Source organism: Ignavibacteria bacterium, assembly GCA_017302895.1.
GTDB lineage: Bacteria > Bacteroidota > Ignavibacteria > Ignavibacteriales > Ignavibacteriaceae > UTCHB3.
This window is the reverse complement of the sequence record JAFLBV010000006.1, coordinates 45,545-61,220: the sequence shown is the minus strand read 5'-3', so window position 1 is coordinate 61,220 and position 15,676 is coordinate 45,545. Positions and strand designations below refer to the sequence as shown.

9 protein-coding genes are annotated in these 15,676 nt (G+C 42.6%); 2 read left to right on the top strand and 7 right to left on the bottom strand.

The genetic code is table 11. The features are described 5' to 3' along the window. Both J0L60_16195 and J0L60_16190 read right to left on the bottom strand, forming a co-directional pair. Positions 1 to 454 (bottom strand): hypothetical protein (locus tag J0L60_16195; GenBank protein ID MBN8547671.1); only part of this gene is annotated, 454 nt, incomplete at its 3' end. A gap of 146 nt (positions 455 to 600) precedes the next feature. Continuing rightward, positions 601 to 4,245, bottom strand: coding sequence for a caspase family protein (locus J0L60_16190; GenBank protein ID MBN8547670.1), 3,645 nt, complete (start codon positions 4,243 to 4,245; stop codon positions 601 to 603). Positions 4,246 to 4,455: 210 nt separating this feature from the next. On the opposite strand from J0L60_16190, the gene J0L60_16185 reads away from it, so the two are divergent. Both J0L60_16185 and J0L60_16180 read left to right on the top strand, forming a co-directional pair. Further along, complete coding sequence (locus J0L60_16185) at positions 4,456 to 6,447, top strand: caspase family protein (protein MBN8547669.1); 1,992 nt, start codon at positions 4,456 to 4,458, stop codon at positions 6,445 to 6,447. A 26-nt stretch (positions 6,448 to 6,473) separates the two neighbouring features. Continuing rightward, entirely contained in the window at positions 6,474 to 9,578 is a 3,105-nt protein-coding gene (locus J0L60_16180; protein MBN8547668.1) for a tetratricopeptide repeat protein, read from the top strand. Between the two features lie 62 nt (positions 9,579 to 9,640). Here the strand turns inward: J0L60_16180 and J0L60_16175 are convergent, their stop codons facing one another. The 5 genes from J0L60_16175 to J0L60_16155 form a co-directional block, all read right to left on the bottom strand. Continuing rightward, positions 9,641 to 11,692, bottom strand: coding sequence for a S8 family serine peptidase (locus tag J0L60_16175; GenBank protein ID MBN8547667.1), 2,052 nt, complete (start codon positions 11,690 to 11,692; stop codon positions 9,641 to 9,643). A gap of 10 nt (positions 11,693 to 11,702) precedes the next feature. Beyond that, a complete protein-coding gene (gene lepB / locus J0L60_16170; GenBank protein ID MBN8547666.1) occupies positions 11,703 to 12,542 on the bottom strand; it encodes a signal peptidase I in 840 nt (279 codons plus the stop codon). A 92-nt stretch (positions 12,543 to 12,634) separates the two neighbouring features. Then, on the bottom strand, positions 12,635 to 14,428 hold the full coding sequence (lepA, locus tag J0L60_16165; GenBank protein MBN8547665.1) for an elongation factor 4: 1,794 nt from the start codon (positions 14,426 to 14,428) through the stop codon (positions 12,635 to 12,637). A 133-nt stretch (positions 14,429 to 14,561) separates the two neighbouring features. Then, complete coding sequence (locus J0L60_16160; GenBank protein ID MBN8547664.1) at positions 14,562 to 15,158, bottom strand: mobile mystery protein B; 597 nt, start codon at positions 15,156 to 15,158, stop codon at positions 14,562 to 14,564. Continuing rightward, on the bottom strand, positions 15,149 to 15,616 hold the full coding sequence (locus J0L60_16155) for a mobile mystery protein A (GenBank protein MBN8547663.1): 468 nt from the start codon (positions 15,614 to 15,616) through the stop codon (positions 15,149 to 15,151). Before J0L60_16155 ends, J0L60_16160 begins: the two co-directional genes overlap by 10 nt. Positions 15,617 to 15,676 lie beyond the last annotated feature (60 nt).

Below are 15,676 nucleotides of genomic sequence, written 5' to 3'. Positions count from 1 at the left end.
CTTTTACAGCAGCGGCGAGTTTTGCAAGTTCTGTTGATTTTGCAGCATCGTTGCCGAGGGTTTTTGCACCCCATGCATCTGAACATGCTATGAGAGCCTGGTAGTTGTTCTGATTCGTGGCTTTTGTAGTTGCTTCTTCAAGAAGAGCTTTGCCGGTTACGGAAGCTTTCTTTCCTGTGGCTGCTTCTTCCATGAAGAGGATCATGGCTGCTGAAACGAGGGCTTTTACATCGCCGTCTCTTCTGCCGTCACTGATGATCTCTCCAAGTTTCGAGAGAGCACTGTTGGATGAACCGAATTCAGCCTTGAAATCGATCTTGTTTACATTGACAGTATTTGCGGCAACATTTGTGGGGCTTTTAATTATCTTTGGTGGTTTCTGAGAAAAACCTGCAAAGTTGAGCAGAAAAAGAGCTGCCAGTGCGAACGCGAAAAATCTGGTGTTGATTTTCATTGTGATACCTTTGTTGTTGGTGACTTGTGATTGTTATTTGTAATAAAGAATTAAATTCATCAATTATGATTCTTTAACCAGGAGCAATAAATTGTTGTTCCACGGTTTTTTTCTTGTCACGATTCCATGTGACACAGATAACACGGCTACTTAAAAACTAAAGCATCCACAATTTCGTTTATCAAATTTTCGAGATTATTTGTGCTTCCAGTTTTAGTGAAAGACTTTACGGTGTTTTTATCTTTCACGATTTTGAAAGTCACTTCCACTTTATTTCCTTTTACAGTATAGGTACCTGTCAGTTTCATGGCACCGGGATAGCTTTTAACATTCCAGAAAATCAGTTTTGCTGCGGTTCCCAGTTCAGAAATTGTTGAGAGGCGATCGTCGATTTTCTCGGAGAGGGAAAGTACATCAATCAGATCGTTCGCATCAAGAAAGACGGAATTTACGAATACAGGCTTTTCCTGTGCCAAGGGTATCAAAGCCTTCTCCTTGTCATCGAGGATACCGATGTCGAAGCTTTCGGCTCCCTTTGGTGAAAAGATTCTGGGCTCCTGAATTCCACCGATGCCCTCTGCGAGCTTTGGCACCATTTCCCGGGCATGTTGCATCAGGAGGCTGATGTCAATCGATTTGTTGTCTTTGAGTGCAAGTCCTCTCATTCCGGAGAGAATGCTGTAGGTGAGGAGACCCTGACCATATTTGCTTGCTTCGTAGCTTACTGCATCGGCAGCGCTTCCTGTAATGATGTGAAGTCCTGTTCTGTCTTTCATTCTTTCCATGGCTTTTACGATGGAACTCGAGATATCCCTTTTTTCAGCGAGATTATCCACAAGTTTACCCGAAGCACAGGCATCTATAATAAGAACCTGTTTTAAGGCAGCGACATTTTTAAGCATCTCGATCATCTCACTTCCTGAAATGGTGGTGGACTTTCTGACAGCTTCATCCTTGTAAACTTCGGGATTTGGTGAGAAGGCATCCTGTGTGAGATAATATAGATCGCTTTCGTCACCTCCGAGGTTAATGCCGTGTCCCGCAAGGTAGACCACGATAACATCCTCTGAATTCGCTTTTTTACCTATGTCTGTGAAGGTTTTGAGGATGTTAGCCTTGGTAGGCATTGTTCCGTTTTTGTCATCAGTGGAAAGGAGGTATTTATGAGTTTTTTGTTTTGTGAAAAGATGTTCCGCACCGAGGGAAGTGGCGGTCATAAAATCCTTTGCATCCTTGCCAGCATATTTGAGATCGAGTTTGTCACCTGTATAATCTCCGACTCCGACTGAGACGATGAATATTGAAGGAGCGAGATTTGGCTTCTCATAGATGAACTCAGCAACATCGCCCGAGGATGAGAGGGTGCCCGACTCATTCCAGGTTACCACTTCAAGTTTGTTTTCGCCATTAATGAGGTATGGATGGTTTTTGATATCGATGGTAATCGTTGCGTTTTTCTGTTTTGGATTGATTTTACCATCCCGGGCATCCGCTGACATTTCTTTTCCGTTCAGGAAAATCTGGAGTTTGCCGATGCCTCCACCCTTGTTTTCTATTGAAACCTTGACTTTCTCGTAGTTTTCCTTGAATTCAAATTCCGACACTTCGGGCCACAGTTTTAATTCCTTGTCGATTGCTTCAACTGAACGGAGCTGTTCCTCATTCATCATTTTTTCGAATAGGCCCGGTTCCCAATATTTATCTTTCAACTGGCTGAAGGCGATTACATCGAGTCCTTGAACATAATACATGCTTTCCATCGCACCGGGAGAAGCATCAAATAGTCCTCCGGGATGAAGGACAACCCAGTCATTTTCACCGAATGAAGCGAAGGAGAAAAGTTCGACTCCGGTTGCTATATCGTAAAAGGTCAAAAGGCTGTTTTTGTGAGAAATCAGGAGTCCTCTTTTGAAGGAAAGATCAAAAGCCAGTCCCGTCAAAGGATATTTTTTAACTACGTTACCGGAAAAGGCGTCCCAAATAATTGCCTGTTTATCCTCGCTGAAGGTGATAACCTGTTTCCCGTCAGGGCTGAAAGCGACGAGGTTTAAGGGCTCCAAATGACCCTCAAGGGTTAAAAGTTCCTTCCCTGATTGAACATCCCAGATTCTGACAGTATGATCGAGCGAGCCCGATACAATTTTTTTTCCGTCTGCTGAAAATGCAACAGCCATTACGAACGAACGGTGTCCGACAAACGATTTGATTTTTTTTCCTGTAAACGGATCAATAAGGAGCACCAGACTGTCCCTCATAGCTGCGGCTATTGTTTTACCGTCGGGACTGAATGCGAATGTCTGCATGTCGCCATATAACCATTTATAACGGTTGATCTCTGCACCTGTTTCTGCATTGAATACCACACCCGAAGAATCATCCATTATGGCTACTATTCTTTTCCCGTCGGGACTGTATGCAGCTTTGTATATAAATCCTGATGGAAGCTTCAAGTCAGAGACTATTTTTTTTGCCTCCGGATTCCACTCAAAGATATTTTCGTTCCACCCTGTTGTGAGGACTTTCTCACCGTCTGGACTGAACGATGCGAACCAGCCGCCAGGGATTCCATCGCCAAGTTTCCCCGTGATTTTCCCGGTCAATGCATCCCAAACCCTGATCGTTTCACCTTCGGAGAGAACTACAATTTGCTTTCCGTCTTTGCTGAATTCAGCACTTCTTACAGAGGCAGTACCCCCTTTGAATTCACGAACTGTGACACCTTTTTCGAGATCATAGGTAAGAACGCGTCCGTTATAGTCGCCGAAGGCAGCTGTCTTGCCGTCCTTGCTTATAGTAGTGGCACCAACGAGTGACGGCATGTCGGAAACCAGACTGATCATTCCAAGAGAAGACATATCCCATACCACCGGATTCGCCTGAAGATAGGAGACGACAAGTTTTGTACCATCCGGAGTAAACTGCATATCGCTCAGATTACCAGGATTTTCGAGGAAGTAAACAATTTCATTGAGAAGTTTACCTGTTTCAGTTTGCCGGATACGAACGGTATCACCCTGATTTGAAGTTAGAAACAACTTTGAATCGGGACTGAAAACCGCTGTGTTTTTGTCATCGGGCTGTCCCATAAATTTACCAACCATTTTTGCTGACTTCACTTCCCAAAGTCTGACCAGTCCATCCATGGAAGTGGTGAAAAAGTACTTTGAGTCGGGGGAGAATCCTGTTTGGAGAGGCCACTGGGAATCATTTTCCACAGTAAGAATAAGTTTTCCGTTTGAGGCATCCCAAATTACCACAGTTCTGTCCCACGAGAGGGTGACGATTAATTTCCCGTTCGGGCTGTATTTCCCCGATTCTATGGTTCCCGTCTGTCCCTTGAGAGAAAAAGCGACTTCACCTGTGTTTACATCCCAAACATTGATAATCCCTTCGTATCCTGTTACAAGGACATGTTTACCATCGGGACTGAACTCAGCCCCTGTAATTGATACAGTATCGATAAAGAGATTGTGAAGCATCATCCCTGTTGCAGTTTCCCAGATTTTTACCGACTTATCCCATGAATGGGTTAGAAATCTGGTTCCGTCAGGACTAAAAGAGGCCCCATTGATCTGTTTTGTGTGGCCTGTCATGTTTCGCAGGAGGTGTCCGGTTTTATTGTCCCAAAGTTTGGCTGTGTTGTCCCAGCTCGAGGAAAGGAGAAGACTGCCATCGGGATTGAAATCCACAGAGCGGACAAGATCCTTGTGTCCAACGGGAAGAATCAGTTCGGGTTTATTCTGTGAAAGGCAGGTGAGAATAGCGAGGAGTAAAAAGAAAAACACTCTCATGGGAGTACTTTCAAATAAAAATTGATCATTTTTGCTTTTATAAGACTAAAAATAATCAAAAGCAGGAACAGAGCAAAGTAATTTGAAAAAATATCATTAGGTTGTGATTCAGGATATAAATTATCCTGCCTGGAATACATAAGTTTGGCCAGGTGACACTTCCACCGTGTGGTTGGAAGTGTAGTTACCCACTTTTTTATTGGCGTTAGAATGAAAACTCTTTTCTTTATTGTTTCCTTCAGCCTGATGTTTTCCATTACATTCCCCGTGGAAGCACAAGTCAACCATGGTAAAAAGTGTCTGATAGTTGCCATAGGTGACTACAAATATCTAAAACGCATCTCCTCCGAAAACGACATTCCACTTATAAAATCAGCACTTGAGAAACAGGGATTCAAGGATTTTCGTATCCTTGAAAACAGTCAGGCTACGAAAAAGAACATACTCGCAGAACTTACAAAACTCGAAAAAGATACTAAATCGGGTGATATAGTCGTCATTCATTTTTCGGCTCACGGACAGGGGATTCCCGATGATAATGGCGATGAACCTGATGGTGTGGATGAAAGCATCTGTTGTTACGGAGCGGAGCAATATCTGTCCGACACTTACAAAGGTGAGGAGCATCTGCGTGATGATCTGCTCGGGGAAAAGCTCGACAAAATCAGAGAGAAGGCGGGTGCAAAAGGCCAGGTTTTGGTTCTGCTCGATGCCTGCTTTTCAGGTTCAGGAACAAGAGGGGAAGGAAAAGTCTCCCGTGGAGTCGGAAATCTTTTGATGAAAAAGGGTTCGGCTATTGAAAAAGCAATAAAAGACGGTCTGACATTCGGCGAAAAGGATTTGATAAAAGGGAACGGCAAGCTTTCACCCATGACCGTTTATTCAGCCGCAAGAGCCGATGAACTGAACTACGAATACCTCGATCAGGGCTCCCTTTCTTACGCTTTCAACAAATCTCTCACAAGCAACACCGGGAAGGAAGTGTCATACAGGTCGCTGTTTGCCGGAATAATCTCCACCATGTCAACCATAGTCCCGTATCAGAATCCTGTTGCAGAAGGGGAAGGGATAGACCTCCCCGTTTTTGGTGAAGGATTGATAGTTGCTCCCGATTATTTCAATGTTCTCGAATTTGATCGTGAAAAGAACCTCGCACTTCTCTCAGGTGGAAAGATTGCCGGCATTTATCCATCGTCAAAAATTGCATTTTACAAGGCGGGTATAACCGATACCACGGGACAGACACTCTATTTTACTGGTGAAGTTGTTTCTTCCGGTTCACTGACATCAATAGTGAAACTTCAAAATCTTCCCGCTGGTTTAACACCGCAGGGTGTCTGGTGCTGGTTGAGAGACGCAGTATTGCCTTTGGATACCGTGAAAATTACAATAAAAGGGGATGTGCTGCAGATTCTTCCGAAGGGTTTTCTCGAAGATGTGAAGAAGTTCAAACTCGCCAAAATAATCGATAAAAAAGATGCAGGTGATTTATCGATAGAAAAGTCAGTAACCCCCGGTCTCTTTAAAATTGTCTCGACAGGTACGGGCACTATACTGCTTGATGAAACAAAAGATGAAGCCAAGCTAAAGAAAGTGATCAAGAATTTCACCAAAGCACGGCTTTTTGAATCGATGAATTTCAATTATCCTGATATCACGCCCGGCATGGAACTGATCCCGGTCAGGTTTGACAAGGAGAAAAGGAAGATTACAGACACACTTCAGATAAGAGATTACTTTAAAGACGGAGTGTTGACGGTTGGTGACGATGATTATTTTATGCTGAAGATCAGTAATTCAGGGGAGAGGAAGGCATTTTTTAACATCGTCAGTATTGAAGAAGATTCCAGGATCATGCTGCTGATCCCCTGGCTGAAAAAAAACGAGAGTCCTGCAAACTATTTTATTGAGCCGGGAGAAGAATTTATTATACCAAATTTTGTCTATCGATTCAGAAACAAGTCTCCTTTCAACTACACATCCGAGACCATTAAAATTATTTTTACCCTTCAGCCACTCGACCTCCGGTATGCGTTTATGCGCTCCGCAGGTGATGATCCCGGAAACTATGGCGGCAACAATTCCATTCTTGAAGAGATAATGAGAATGGATGACGGATTTATGAGCAGGGGTGCACTCGATGTCCGGCAGGATGAAAAAATTTCCACTTTTACGATCACAATTCGAAAAAAACGGTTGTGATAAAGATGTTAAAACCAGACAATATCATGAAACTTAAAATATTCTTTTTACTGCTTGTTTTGTTTTCGCTTCCCCTTTTTTCACAGACAGGGGAGGAGTATTATGCTACTGCATATGAATACTATAAAGCAAATGACTACAAGAATGCCTTGTACAATGCGGAAAAGGCAATAGCTGCATTCGAAGAGGACGACGATCTTGTGGCTGAATACTACTATGCAATTTTGGTGGCGGCTTTTTCCTGTAATGCTTCTTCAAATTTTTCAAAAGCAGCGACATTGCTCGAGAAAGGAATGAACAGCTATTCCGAGGGTGAGGACGCGACCTATGCGACAATAATAAGCACTCTTGCTCAGGCATGGCAGGTACTCGGAAGGATCAAAGAAGCCGAGGAACTCCTTCTTAAGGCAATACCAATATACGGGGACAATTACGGAGAGGAAAGCGCCGAGTATGGAAAGTCTCTGACAAATTTGGCAACATTTTACTTTATCCAAAAAGATTATAACAAAAGTGAGATTCTATTGTTAAAGGCTTCGGATATTTACAAAGCGGTTTATGGCGAAGAACATCCTTATTATGGGGGCAGTCTAAATAATCTCGCCACTTTATACAGAGATATGGGAAATTATCCAAAAGCTGAACCGCTTTATCTTGAAGTAATTGGCATTTTCAAAAGGGCTTTTGGTGATGAGGATATTAATGTGGCAGACCCTTTGAACGGAATTGGTATGCTCTATTATTACACAGGAAATTTCAACAAAGCGGAATATTATCTTTCCCAGGCAGTGCAGATAAAGAAGAAAATTCTTGGCGAATCGAATGAAGACTATGCGACGGGTATTATGAATCTCGGTGTGCTTTACAATAACATGGGGAACTTCAGTAAGGCAGAGCCACTTATTCTCAAGGCTATCGAGATATATAAAAAAGTTTTGGGTACATCGGACCCAAGGTATGCACAATCTCTCAACAACCTCGCTTCTTTGTATTATTCAACAAAGAAAGTAGAGAAAATTGAGCCCCTTTTGCTTGAAGTGCTGCAAGTCTATAAAAAAGCGTATGGTGAAAAGCACCATTTGATAGCAACAACCAGACAAAATCTTGCCCAGTATTATGCAATGACGGGCAATTATTCAAAAGCTGAACCACTTTTGATGGAGTCTTTGAAGTACCTAAAAGAGGTGTTTGGAGAGGAACATTCAGAGTATCTTACTGTTTACAGCAACCTTGGAGTACTTTATTATTTGTCAGATCAATATGCAAAAGCTGAACCAATTCTCAAAGATGTACTAAGGTTGAGGAAAAAAGTTCTGGGAGAGGGGCATCCCGACAGTTTTACTTCCATGCTGATCCTCGGAGGACTCTATTTTTATGCAGGCAGAATAGCTGAAGTGAATCCGTTGCTTGAGCAGGCACTGTCTCTGTCACAAAAATGGATTAAATCTTCCTTTACCGGGCTGAGTGAAGTGGAGAAATCATATCTGGCAAAACAGTTTGATACATACTACAATTTTGCACTGAACACCATTTCTGCAAAACCCGATGCGGAGAAAAAGAGAATTTATGAAAAACTGATCTTTAGAAAAGGACTTGTGCTTAACTCAACCGTAAATACGAAAGCATTTGTTGGTTTTTCCAGTGATTCCGGGATAAAATCACTTTATTCAGAGCTTCTCAACACAAAGAAACTGATATCGGATCTCTATTCCCAGACTGAAGATCAGCGGAAGAGTTCGGGTTTTAACCTCGATTCCCTCGAAGAAAAATCGAATACGATCGAAAAAGAACTGATGAGCAGGTCTTCGCTGTACAAAAACTTCGTTATGATTCCCGATTACAAGTGGGAGGAGATTAAAAAGAGCTTGAAGCCCGATGAAGCAATAGTTGATTTGATCAAATTCCCATATTTCGATAAGAAATGGACAGAGCTGGCAGTATTTAACCTTAACAGGTATGCAGCATTCATTACGAGAAATGATTCAACAACAGATCCGGTATATTACGAATTCAAGGACGGGAACCGATTGGATACCCTCGTTATTCCCGCATTGAACATCACAAATCAGGAGGGAAGCAGGGAAACCTCACCTGATCCTGACGATGACAAGGTTATAGATTTGAATGCAAAACCTGAACTGAAGCCTGACTTTTATGCTGAACTTTTTGCCCCGCTAGCAGAACGGTTAAAGGGGATTAAAAGAATTTATTTCAGTCTTGACGGCGAGTTTTACAAGGTTAATTTTAATACAATCAAAAACACAAAAACCGGCAGATATCTGATAGAAGAGTATGAGATTGTGTACATTTCAAGTCCTGTTGATCTGGCAAAAACAGACGGGAAACAATCCCTGAACAAAACTGCTGTACTGGTCGGATATCCCAACTATGATCTCACTTTGGACAGTCTTAAAGATGCTTCGGGAGCCAGCAGGGATGTTTATGTGAATACAAGTACAATGAAGAAATATGATCTGCAGATGCTGCCCGGAACCAGGGAAGAGGCGATGAGTACGGCAGGGATATTGAAAGGAAACGGATGGGAAGTGGAGTCATTGTTGTTTGATCAGGCAACCGAATCGAATGTTAAAAATGTATCAGCACCCGGTGTGCTCTCGATTTCAACTCACGGATATTTTTCACCATCTCCCAAATCAGATTATAAAGAGAGCTTTTTTATGGGGACAGAAACCAAAAAAGCCTCTGAGAACCCCATGCTTAGAAGCGGGCTTTTTCTGACAGGGGCGGAAACTTTCCTTAATTCACCGGATGATAAGAGGTCACAGTTTTCTGAGAACGGGATTCTGACTGCTTTCGAAGCTTCGCAAATGAATCTTGTTGGAACCGATCTGGTTATCCTCTCAGCCTGTGAAACAGGGCTCGGTGAGGTAAACAACGGTGAAGGGGTTTTCGGGCTGCAGAGGGGCTTCCTGGGAGCCGGAGCGGGGTCTGTTCTGATGAGTCTCTGGAAAGTTGATGACAACGCAACGAAAGAGTTAATGATAAAGTTTATGGGGAAGTACGCTACAGGACTTAACAAACCGGCGTCACTTCGACAGGCACAGATTGAACTTATGAAAGAGTACCCGCAACCCTACTATTGGGGAGCTTTCGTACTGATCGGCAGGTAATAAAAAAAGCGGAACGACTAAAAATATGCAGTCATTCCGCTTTTCTGAAAAGTTATTTACCTCTATTTCCTGAAGAAAATCTGCCTGCTTGAGGGTCTTCCATCAATCATTACTGTGGAGGTATAAATTCCCACCGGTACTTTTTTATCGAAGCGGTCGAGTCCGGTCCAGATGATTCTGTTGTCGTACGCAAGATCTTTCACCGGAATGGTTACAACATGGTTGCCGGCAATGTCTTTGATAACAATCTCGGTTGTTTTTGCACCTGTTTTGTACTTGGTGTAGATTCTTGGGTTCACACCGGTAAACTTTGCGATTTTTTCTTTGGAGAAGGATTTAATATCAATTTTCGCCGGATTTGAGATGAATACATTCTCATTTCCGGGGAGAGTATAGTATTTCCTTCCTTTTGAAGGGAAATTTGTTCCGTCGGTTTTTTCTCCGGCGTCAAAAGTAAATTCGAGAGTCTCTTTTTTTACTGAAGCGGGAAGTGTGACTGTGTAATATTCGCTGTTGACCTTGTCCATTTTGAGTCGTTCGGTTTTTTTGTAGCCTGTCTTGTAAACCAGATATACACTCTTGGCATTAACTTCATCTTTGAATCTCTTGTGCAGTTTAATATCACCGTTCTTCATCATTTCAAGATTTGGATGTGTTGCTGCTTCAAGTGCAGAGACAAGTCCGTAACCATAAAGGTTATCAGCCAGAAGTCTCTGATCGGATGTGTATCTCAGGATAAATCTTGCCTGAGTGTTTTTCAGATGAGGGAAAAGTGACAACAGTTGTCCACCGATACCAGCGGCAATCGGAGTGGCTGCCGAGGTTCCGTTTGATCTTTCAAATTTGTTTTTTGAGGATGCGAGGGCACCAAAAACCGATACACCGGCTGCCGAGAAATCAGGTTTAATTCTTCCGTCGGCGGTAGGACCACCCGAGGAGAAGTCTGCTATTTCTCTGTTCTTTGTTACTGCACCAATAGCGAGAGCCTGATATCCGTCACCTGGGGTTGATACATAAAACCAGGGGTCACCTGCGGAGTTACCGGAAGCAGTGAAGGTAAGAATTCCTTTTGAAAAAGCGTAGTTGATCGCCTTGGTACAGATGGCAGTTTCGCCCGTCAGGTCTTCATATCTGTATGTGGCGTCATCAAAAACTGTGTATCCGAGGGAGCTGGTTGTTATATCCACACCGATACTGTCCATCCACTGAATGGCGGCTGCATAATTGTCTTCTTCCACCATCCGTTCAAATTCTGTTGTTTCGGTTTTGGCGAGTACAAATTCAGCTTCGTGAGAGGGACCGACAAGTTTGCCCTCCATAAATCCGCCACAGACAGAGAAACAGAAAGTGCCGTGACCATGCTGACCCGCAGGGTCCCCATCCTGATTTGCAGTTACATTATCTTTTTTTACAAAGTCATATTCAGCAATTACTTTTCTGGTCTTCAGGGCTTCATGTCGCTGCCAGTCGAATCCTGAATCGAGAACGCCAATTCTGACACCCTTTCCTTTTGCACCCATTCTGTTTACATCGGGGACATCGGAAATTCTATATTGAATGTATGATCCACCGTAAAGTTTTGCATCTTCTTCAGACCTGTCAGATTGTCCCGAAGGCAATGAAAACGGAGTATTGAGAAGTGAAGCAGGTGAGCCTGAGGTGGAATTTAGCGATGCCAGCAATTCTTCATCGAGTGGATTGAGTGTATTCCTGAATTCGAGAGGAACTTTAATTTTGATCACGGGTCTTACATTTTTAACAAAATCGAGGTTTTTGATCTTTTCGATTGTCTTTTTGTCGGCGGAAACAGAAACACAGTCGAACCACTTCAATATCCATCTTACTTTTGCTCCTGCGAGCTCAAGTCGTGAAATGTAGCTGTTTGAAACGGGTATATCTTCTTCAGAGATAAAAGAGGTGCTGCCCAGATTTTTGATCCTTCTCATGATACTTTCTGAGGAGAGAGAAGCAGCCGTGAGGTTCCAAATCTGTGAACCGGGTGAAAAACTGCCTGAGAACCCTTTGTTTTTCAGGAATACCATGTAGTTTTCCTGTGCTGCGACAGGGATTAGGAAAAAAACGGACAAAAGAGAAAGGAAAAGAAGATTTTTCATGACAAAAACCTTAGTTAACTGTTTTAAAGAATCTGTTGAATTTAAGATCGGGGAAAAAGCCCGTTGAAAAGGGATTCACCGACCAGTAGATGAATGATACTTCACCAATAATGTAATCGTATGGGACATATCCCCAGAACCGGCTGTCGAGGCTGTTATCCCTGTTGTCTCCCAACACAAAATAATAATCGTTTTGTACAATATAACTATTTATTTCCTTACCGTTTAACAGGAATTTATGCCCCAAAACTGTGAGAGAAGTGTCACTATGTTCCTTGCTGATTACCTCTTCCCACTGCAGATAATTACTGATGTTAAGCGAAATGGTGTCGCCCTTTTTTGGAATGTAGAGGGGCCCGTACCAATCCTCGTTCCAGTCATCATAACCGGGGAAAAGTTGAGAATTATTTTCAGTTTTGGGCTTAATTTTTTTCTTCTTTAGGTGTTCGGGAAGTGGTGATTTCTTTCCGTTGACATAGACAACACCGGCTGTAATTTTTACGGTGTCACCGGGAAGTGCTATCAGTCTTTTCACATACGCAGGGTTATTGAAATCGTCTTTTCTCCCTTCGGGGAACTTGAAAACGATAACAGTATTCCTCTCCGGTTTGGAAGAACCCGCCCAGGTAAAGAAGGGAATTTCTATGCTTGTCAGCGGGATATTTAGAGGCTCCTGCCTTGAGAAAAGGAACTTGTTTACAACGATAAAATCACCCGGTTCAAGGGAGGCTTCCATCGAGTTGGTGGTGATCCTGAAGGTCGAGATGAAAAAAAGACGGAGAGTCAGGATCATCATGAGAAACAGGAATAGAATAAAACCTATTTTACCGTAAAACTTTTTATTTGGCAAGGATTATTCTTAATGGGAATTGATGTGTGGCGAATCCCGGAATCAGGCAGTAAAAGGGGAGAACCGGCTCCCCCGGACTGCGAATTCCTGTTTTAATCTTCAATCTGGAGTACTGCCAGGAATGCTTCCTGCGGTATTTCCACATTTCCTACCTGTTTCATCCGTTTTTTCCCCTCTTTTTGTTTTTCGAGGAGTTTCCGTTTACGGGAAATGTCGCCACCGTAGCACTTTGCGATAACATTTTTGCGCATCGCCTTTACAGTTGAACGGGAAATTACTTTTGAACCGATGGCTGCCTGAATGGAAATTTCGAACAACTGCCGCGGAATCAGGTCTTTGAGCTTATCGCAGACTTTTCTTCCCCAGTCGTAGGATTTGGACCTGTGAACAATCATGGAGAGGGCATCAACAGGTTCAGCATTCAGGAGAATATCAAGTTTAATCAGATCAGATTCCTGATAACCAATCAGTTCGTAATCAAAAGAAGCATAACCTCTTGAGATCGATTTCAGTTTATCATAGAAATCGAAGATGATTTCAGAAAGAGGAAACTCAAAACTTAAGTCGGCTCGTGTGGGGTCAATATAGGTCGTATTTTTGTAGATACCCCTTTTGTCCATGGCGAGTTTCATAATTCCACCAACATACTCACTTGGAGTGACGATTTGAGCTTTTACATACGGTTCCTGAATAATGTCAATGTCTCCGGCAGGTGGCATATGGTCGGGGTTATCAACAACAACTTTTTCACCGTTTCTTTTGTAAACGATATATTCCACATTGGGGAGTGTGGTAATGATTGCCTGGTCGAACTCTCTGAAAAGCCGTTCCTGAACAATCTCCATGTGAAGGAGTCCAAGGAAACCGCAACGGAAACCGAAACCCAAAGCTGCAGAAGTTTCAGGTTCGTAAATAAGGGATGCATCATTTAAGATATATTTATCGAGGGCATCACGAAGGTCTTCAAAATCTTCGGTGTTCGTGGGATAAAGACCGCTGTAAACCATCGGCTTTATTTCCTGATACCCGGGCAGAGGATCTTCTGCACCGCCTCTGGAATGAGTGATTGTATCACCCACCTTGGTATCTTTTACATCTTTGATACCGCCGATGATATAGCCGACACTTCCTGCCGTGATGGAACCTGTTCTTATTTTCCCAAGTCGAAGTGTACCCACTTCCTCGGCAATATACTCTTTGTCGTGGGCAAAGAATCTGATTTTTTCCTTTTCTTTAATGACACCGTTCATTACTCTTACATAAGCGATGGCACCTCTGTAGGGATCGAAAACGGAGTCAAAAATGAGTGCCTGCAAAGGTTTGTCGGGATCGCCTTTTGGTGGCGGTATCTTTTCAACCACTGCTTCAAGGATATCCACGATTCCAATTTTTGTTTTTGCGCTGGCGTAGATAATCTCTTCTTTTTTACAGCCAAGCAGTTCAATTACCTGCTGGGCAATTCTGTCAGGTTCAGCACCGGGTAAATCAATTTTGTTTAACACGGGAATTATCTCGAGACCGGCGCCAATTGCAAGATAGAGATTTGAAATAGTCTGAGCCTCTACACCTTGTGAGGCATCAACAATCAGGAGAGCCCCTTCGCATGCAGCGAGGGAGCGTGAAACTTCATAGGTAAAATCGACATGCCCCGGGGTATCTATCAAATTCAGGACATAATTAGCACCATCTTTAGCCTTGTATTCCATCTGAATGGCGTGTGATTTGATGGTAATACCGCGTTCTCTCTCGAGGTCCATGCTGTCGAGTATCTGGGCTTTGGCTTCCCGGTCACTGACAGTTCCGGTGGTTTCCAAAAGCCTGTCAGCGATGGTGCTTTTTCCATGATCGATGTGTGCAATTATGCAGAAGTTTCTGGTATGATTCATTTATCTCCGGTTCGGAATTTTAAATTTTCGTAACTACAAAGTTACAAAGAAATAAGGGAAGGATTTTACCGGTTTATGGGGATTTTTTCATCCACTTAAAACAAACAACTTGATTTTTTGTTTAGTACTTGTTTTATGATCTGGCAAAATCCAGGAGCAGTTTATAGTTCATATCATCTGCTTCTTTCAGCGCTTTAAGATATACACCTCTTGCCTCCCCTTTTTTTACGAGACTCTTGCTTCCCCATGTAAACATTGTTTGATTAAAATATTTTGAAATCAGAATATCTGCCATAAGCCTTGAGTGTCTGCCGTTTCCATTGCTGAATGGATGGATCACGACCAATCTGTGACTTAACCGGATTGCTATTTCATCATATGAGAAAGATTGCTTTTCTATCCAAAAATTACAATCCTCCAAGAGGTTCTTGAGTTCAAGTCTGATTTGATATTTATCAACACCAATATTCTTGTTCGTCGTTCTGAATTCTCCAGCCCACCTCCACACATCCTGAAACATAACCTTGTGCAATTTCTGGATAAATTCAATAGTAAGAATATCCTCATTGTTAAAATTACTTAAACGAACCCATTTTACAGCGTTTGCAACACCAAGCTGTTCAAACTCATCGAGTTCTCCACGAGTTGATACAGTTTTGATCAGTAATCCTTCAATCTCATCCGGTTCTAACGGTGTCTGTCCGTCCTCGTAGTCAGGTATCAGTCCCATATTTTCCCCGGTTTGTTCTCAGTCAATTCGCGAATAATATCATTAATTGCTTCATCAATTCTATCATCAGAGACCCCTTGATTTTCCAATTTCATAGTGTGAGCAGATTGATGCACAATCTCCGTGGCAATTTGTCTTGCTCTCTTGAGTACCAGCTCTTCTATTGATTCATTTATTGGAATAAACCCGTAAACAAGTTTCATTCCCATGGCATTGCCTGCTTCGCGCAATTTTCCGAGGCTGATTGTCTCATCCCTCTCTCTTTCTTCCAATTGCGCAATCCCTTGAGGAGACATGTTAAGTCTCATAGCCAGCTGCCTCAACGACATACTCAGTGCTTTTCTGATGGAATAGAGCCACCCGGCCTGAGGAACAACTATCGCTGATTCCATTGAAGCTATCCTGGACATTTTGCTTTGGAGCTGGTTCAGCTCCAGTTTTCTTTTCTGCTTGTTCATTTTAAAGCTATAAATTGAATTTTATGGATAAAATTAATTATATATGTTTAAAATATGAAA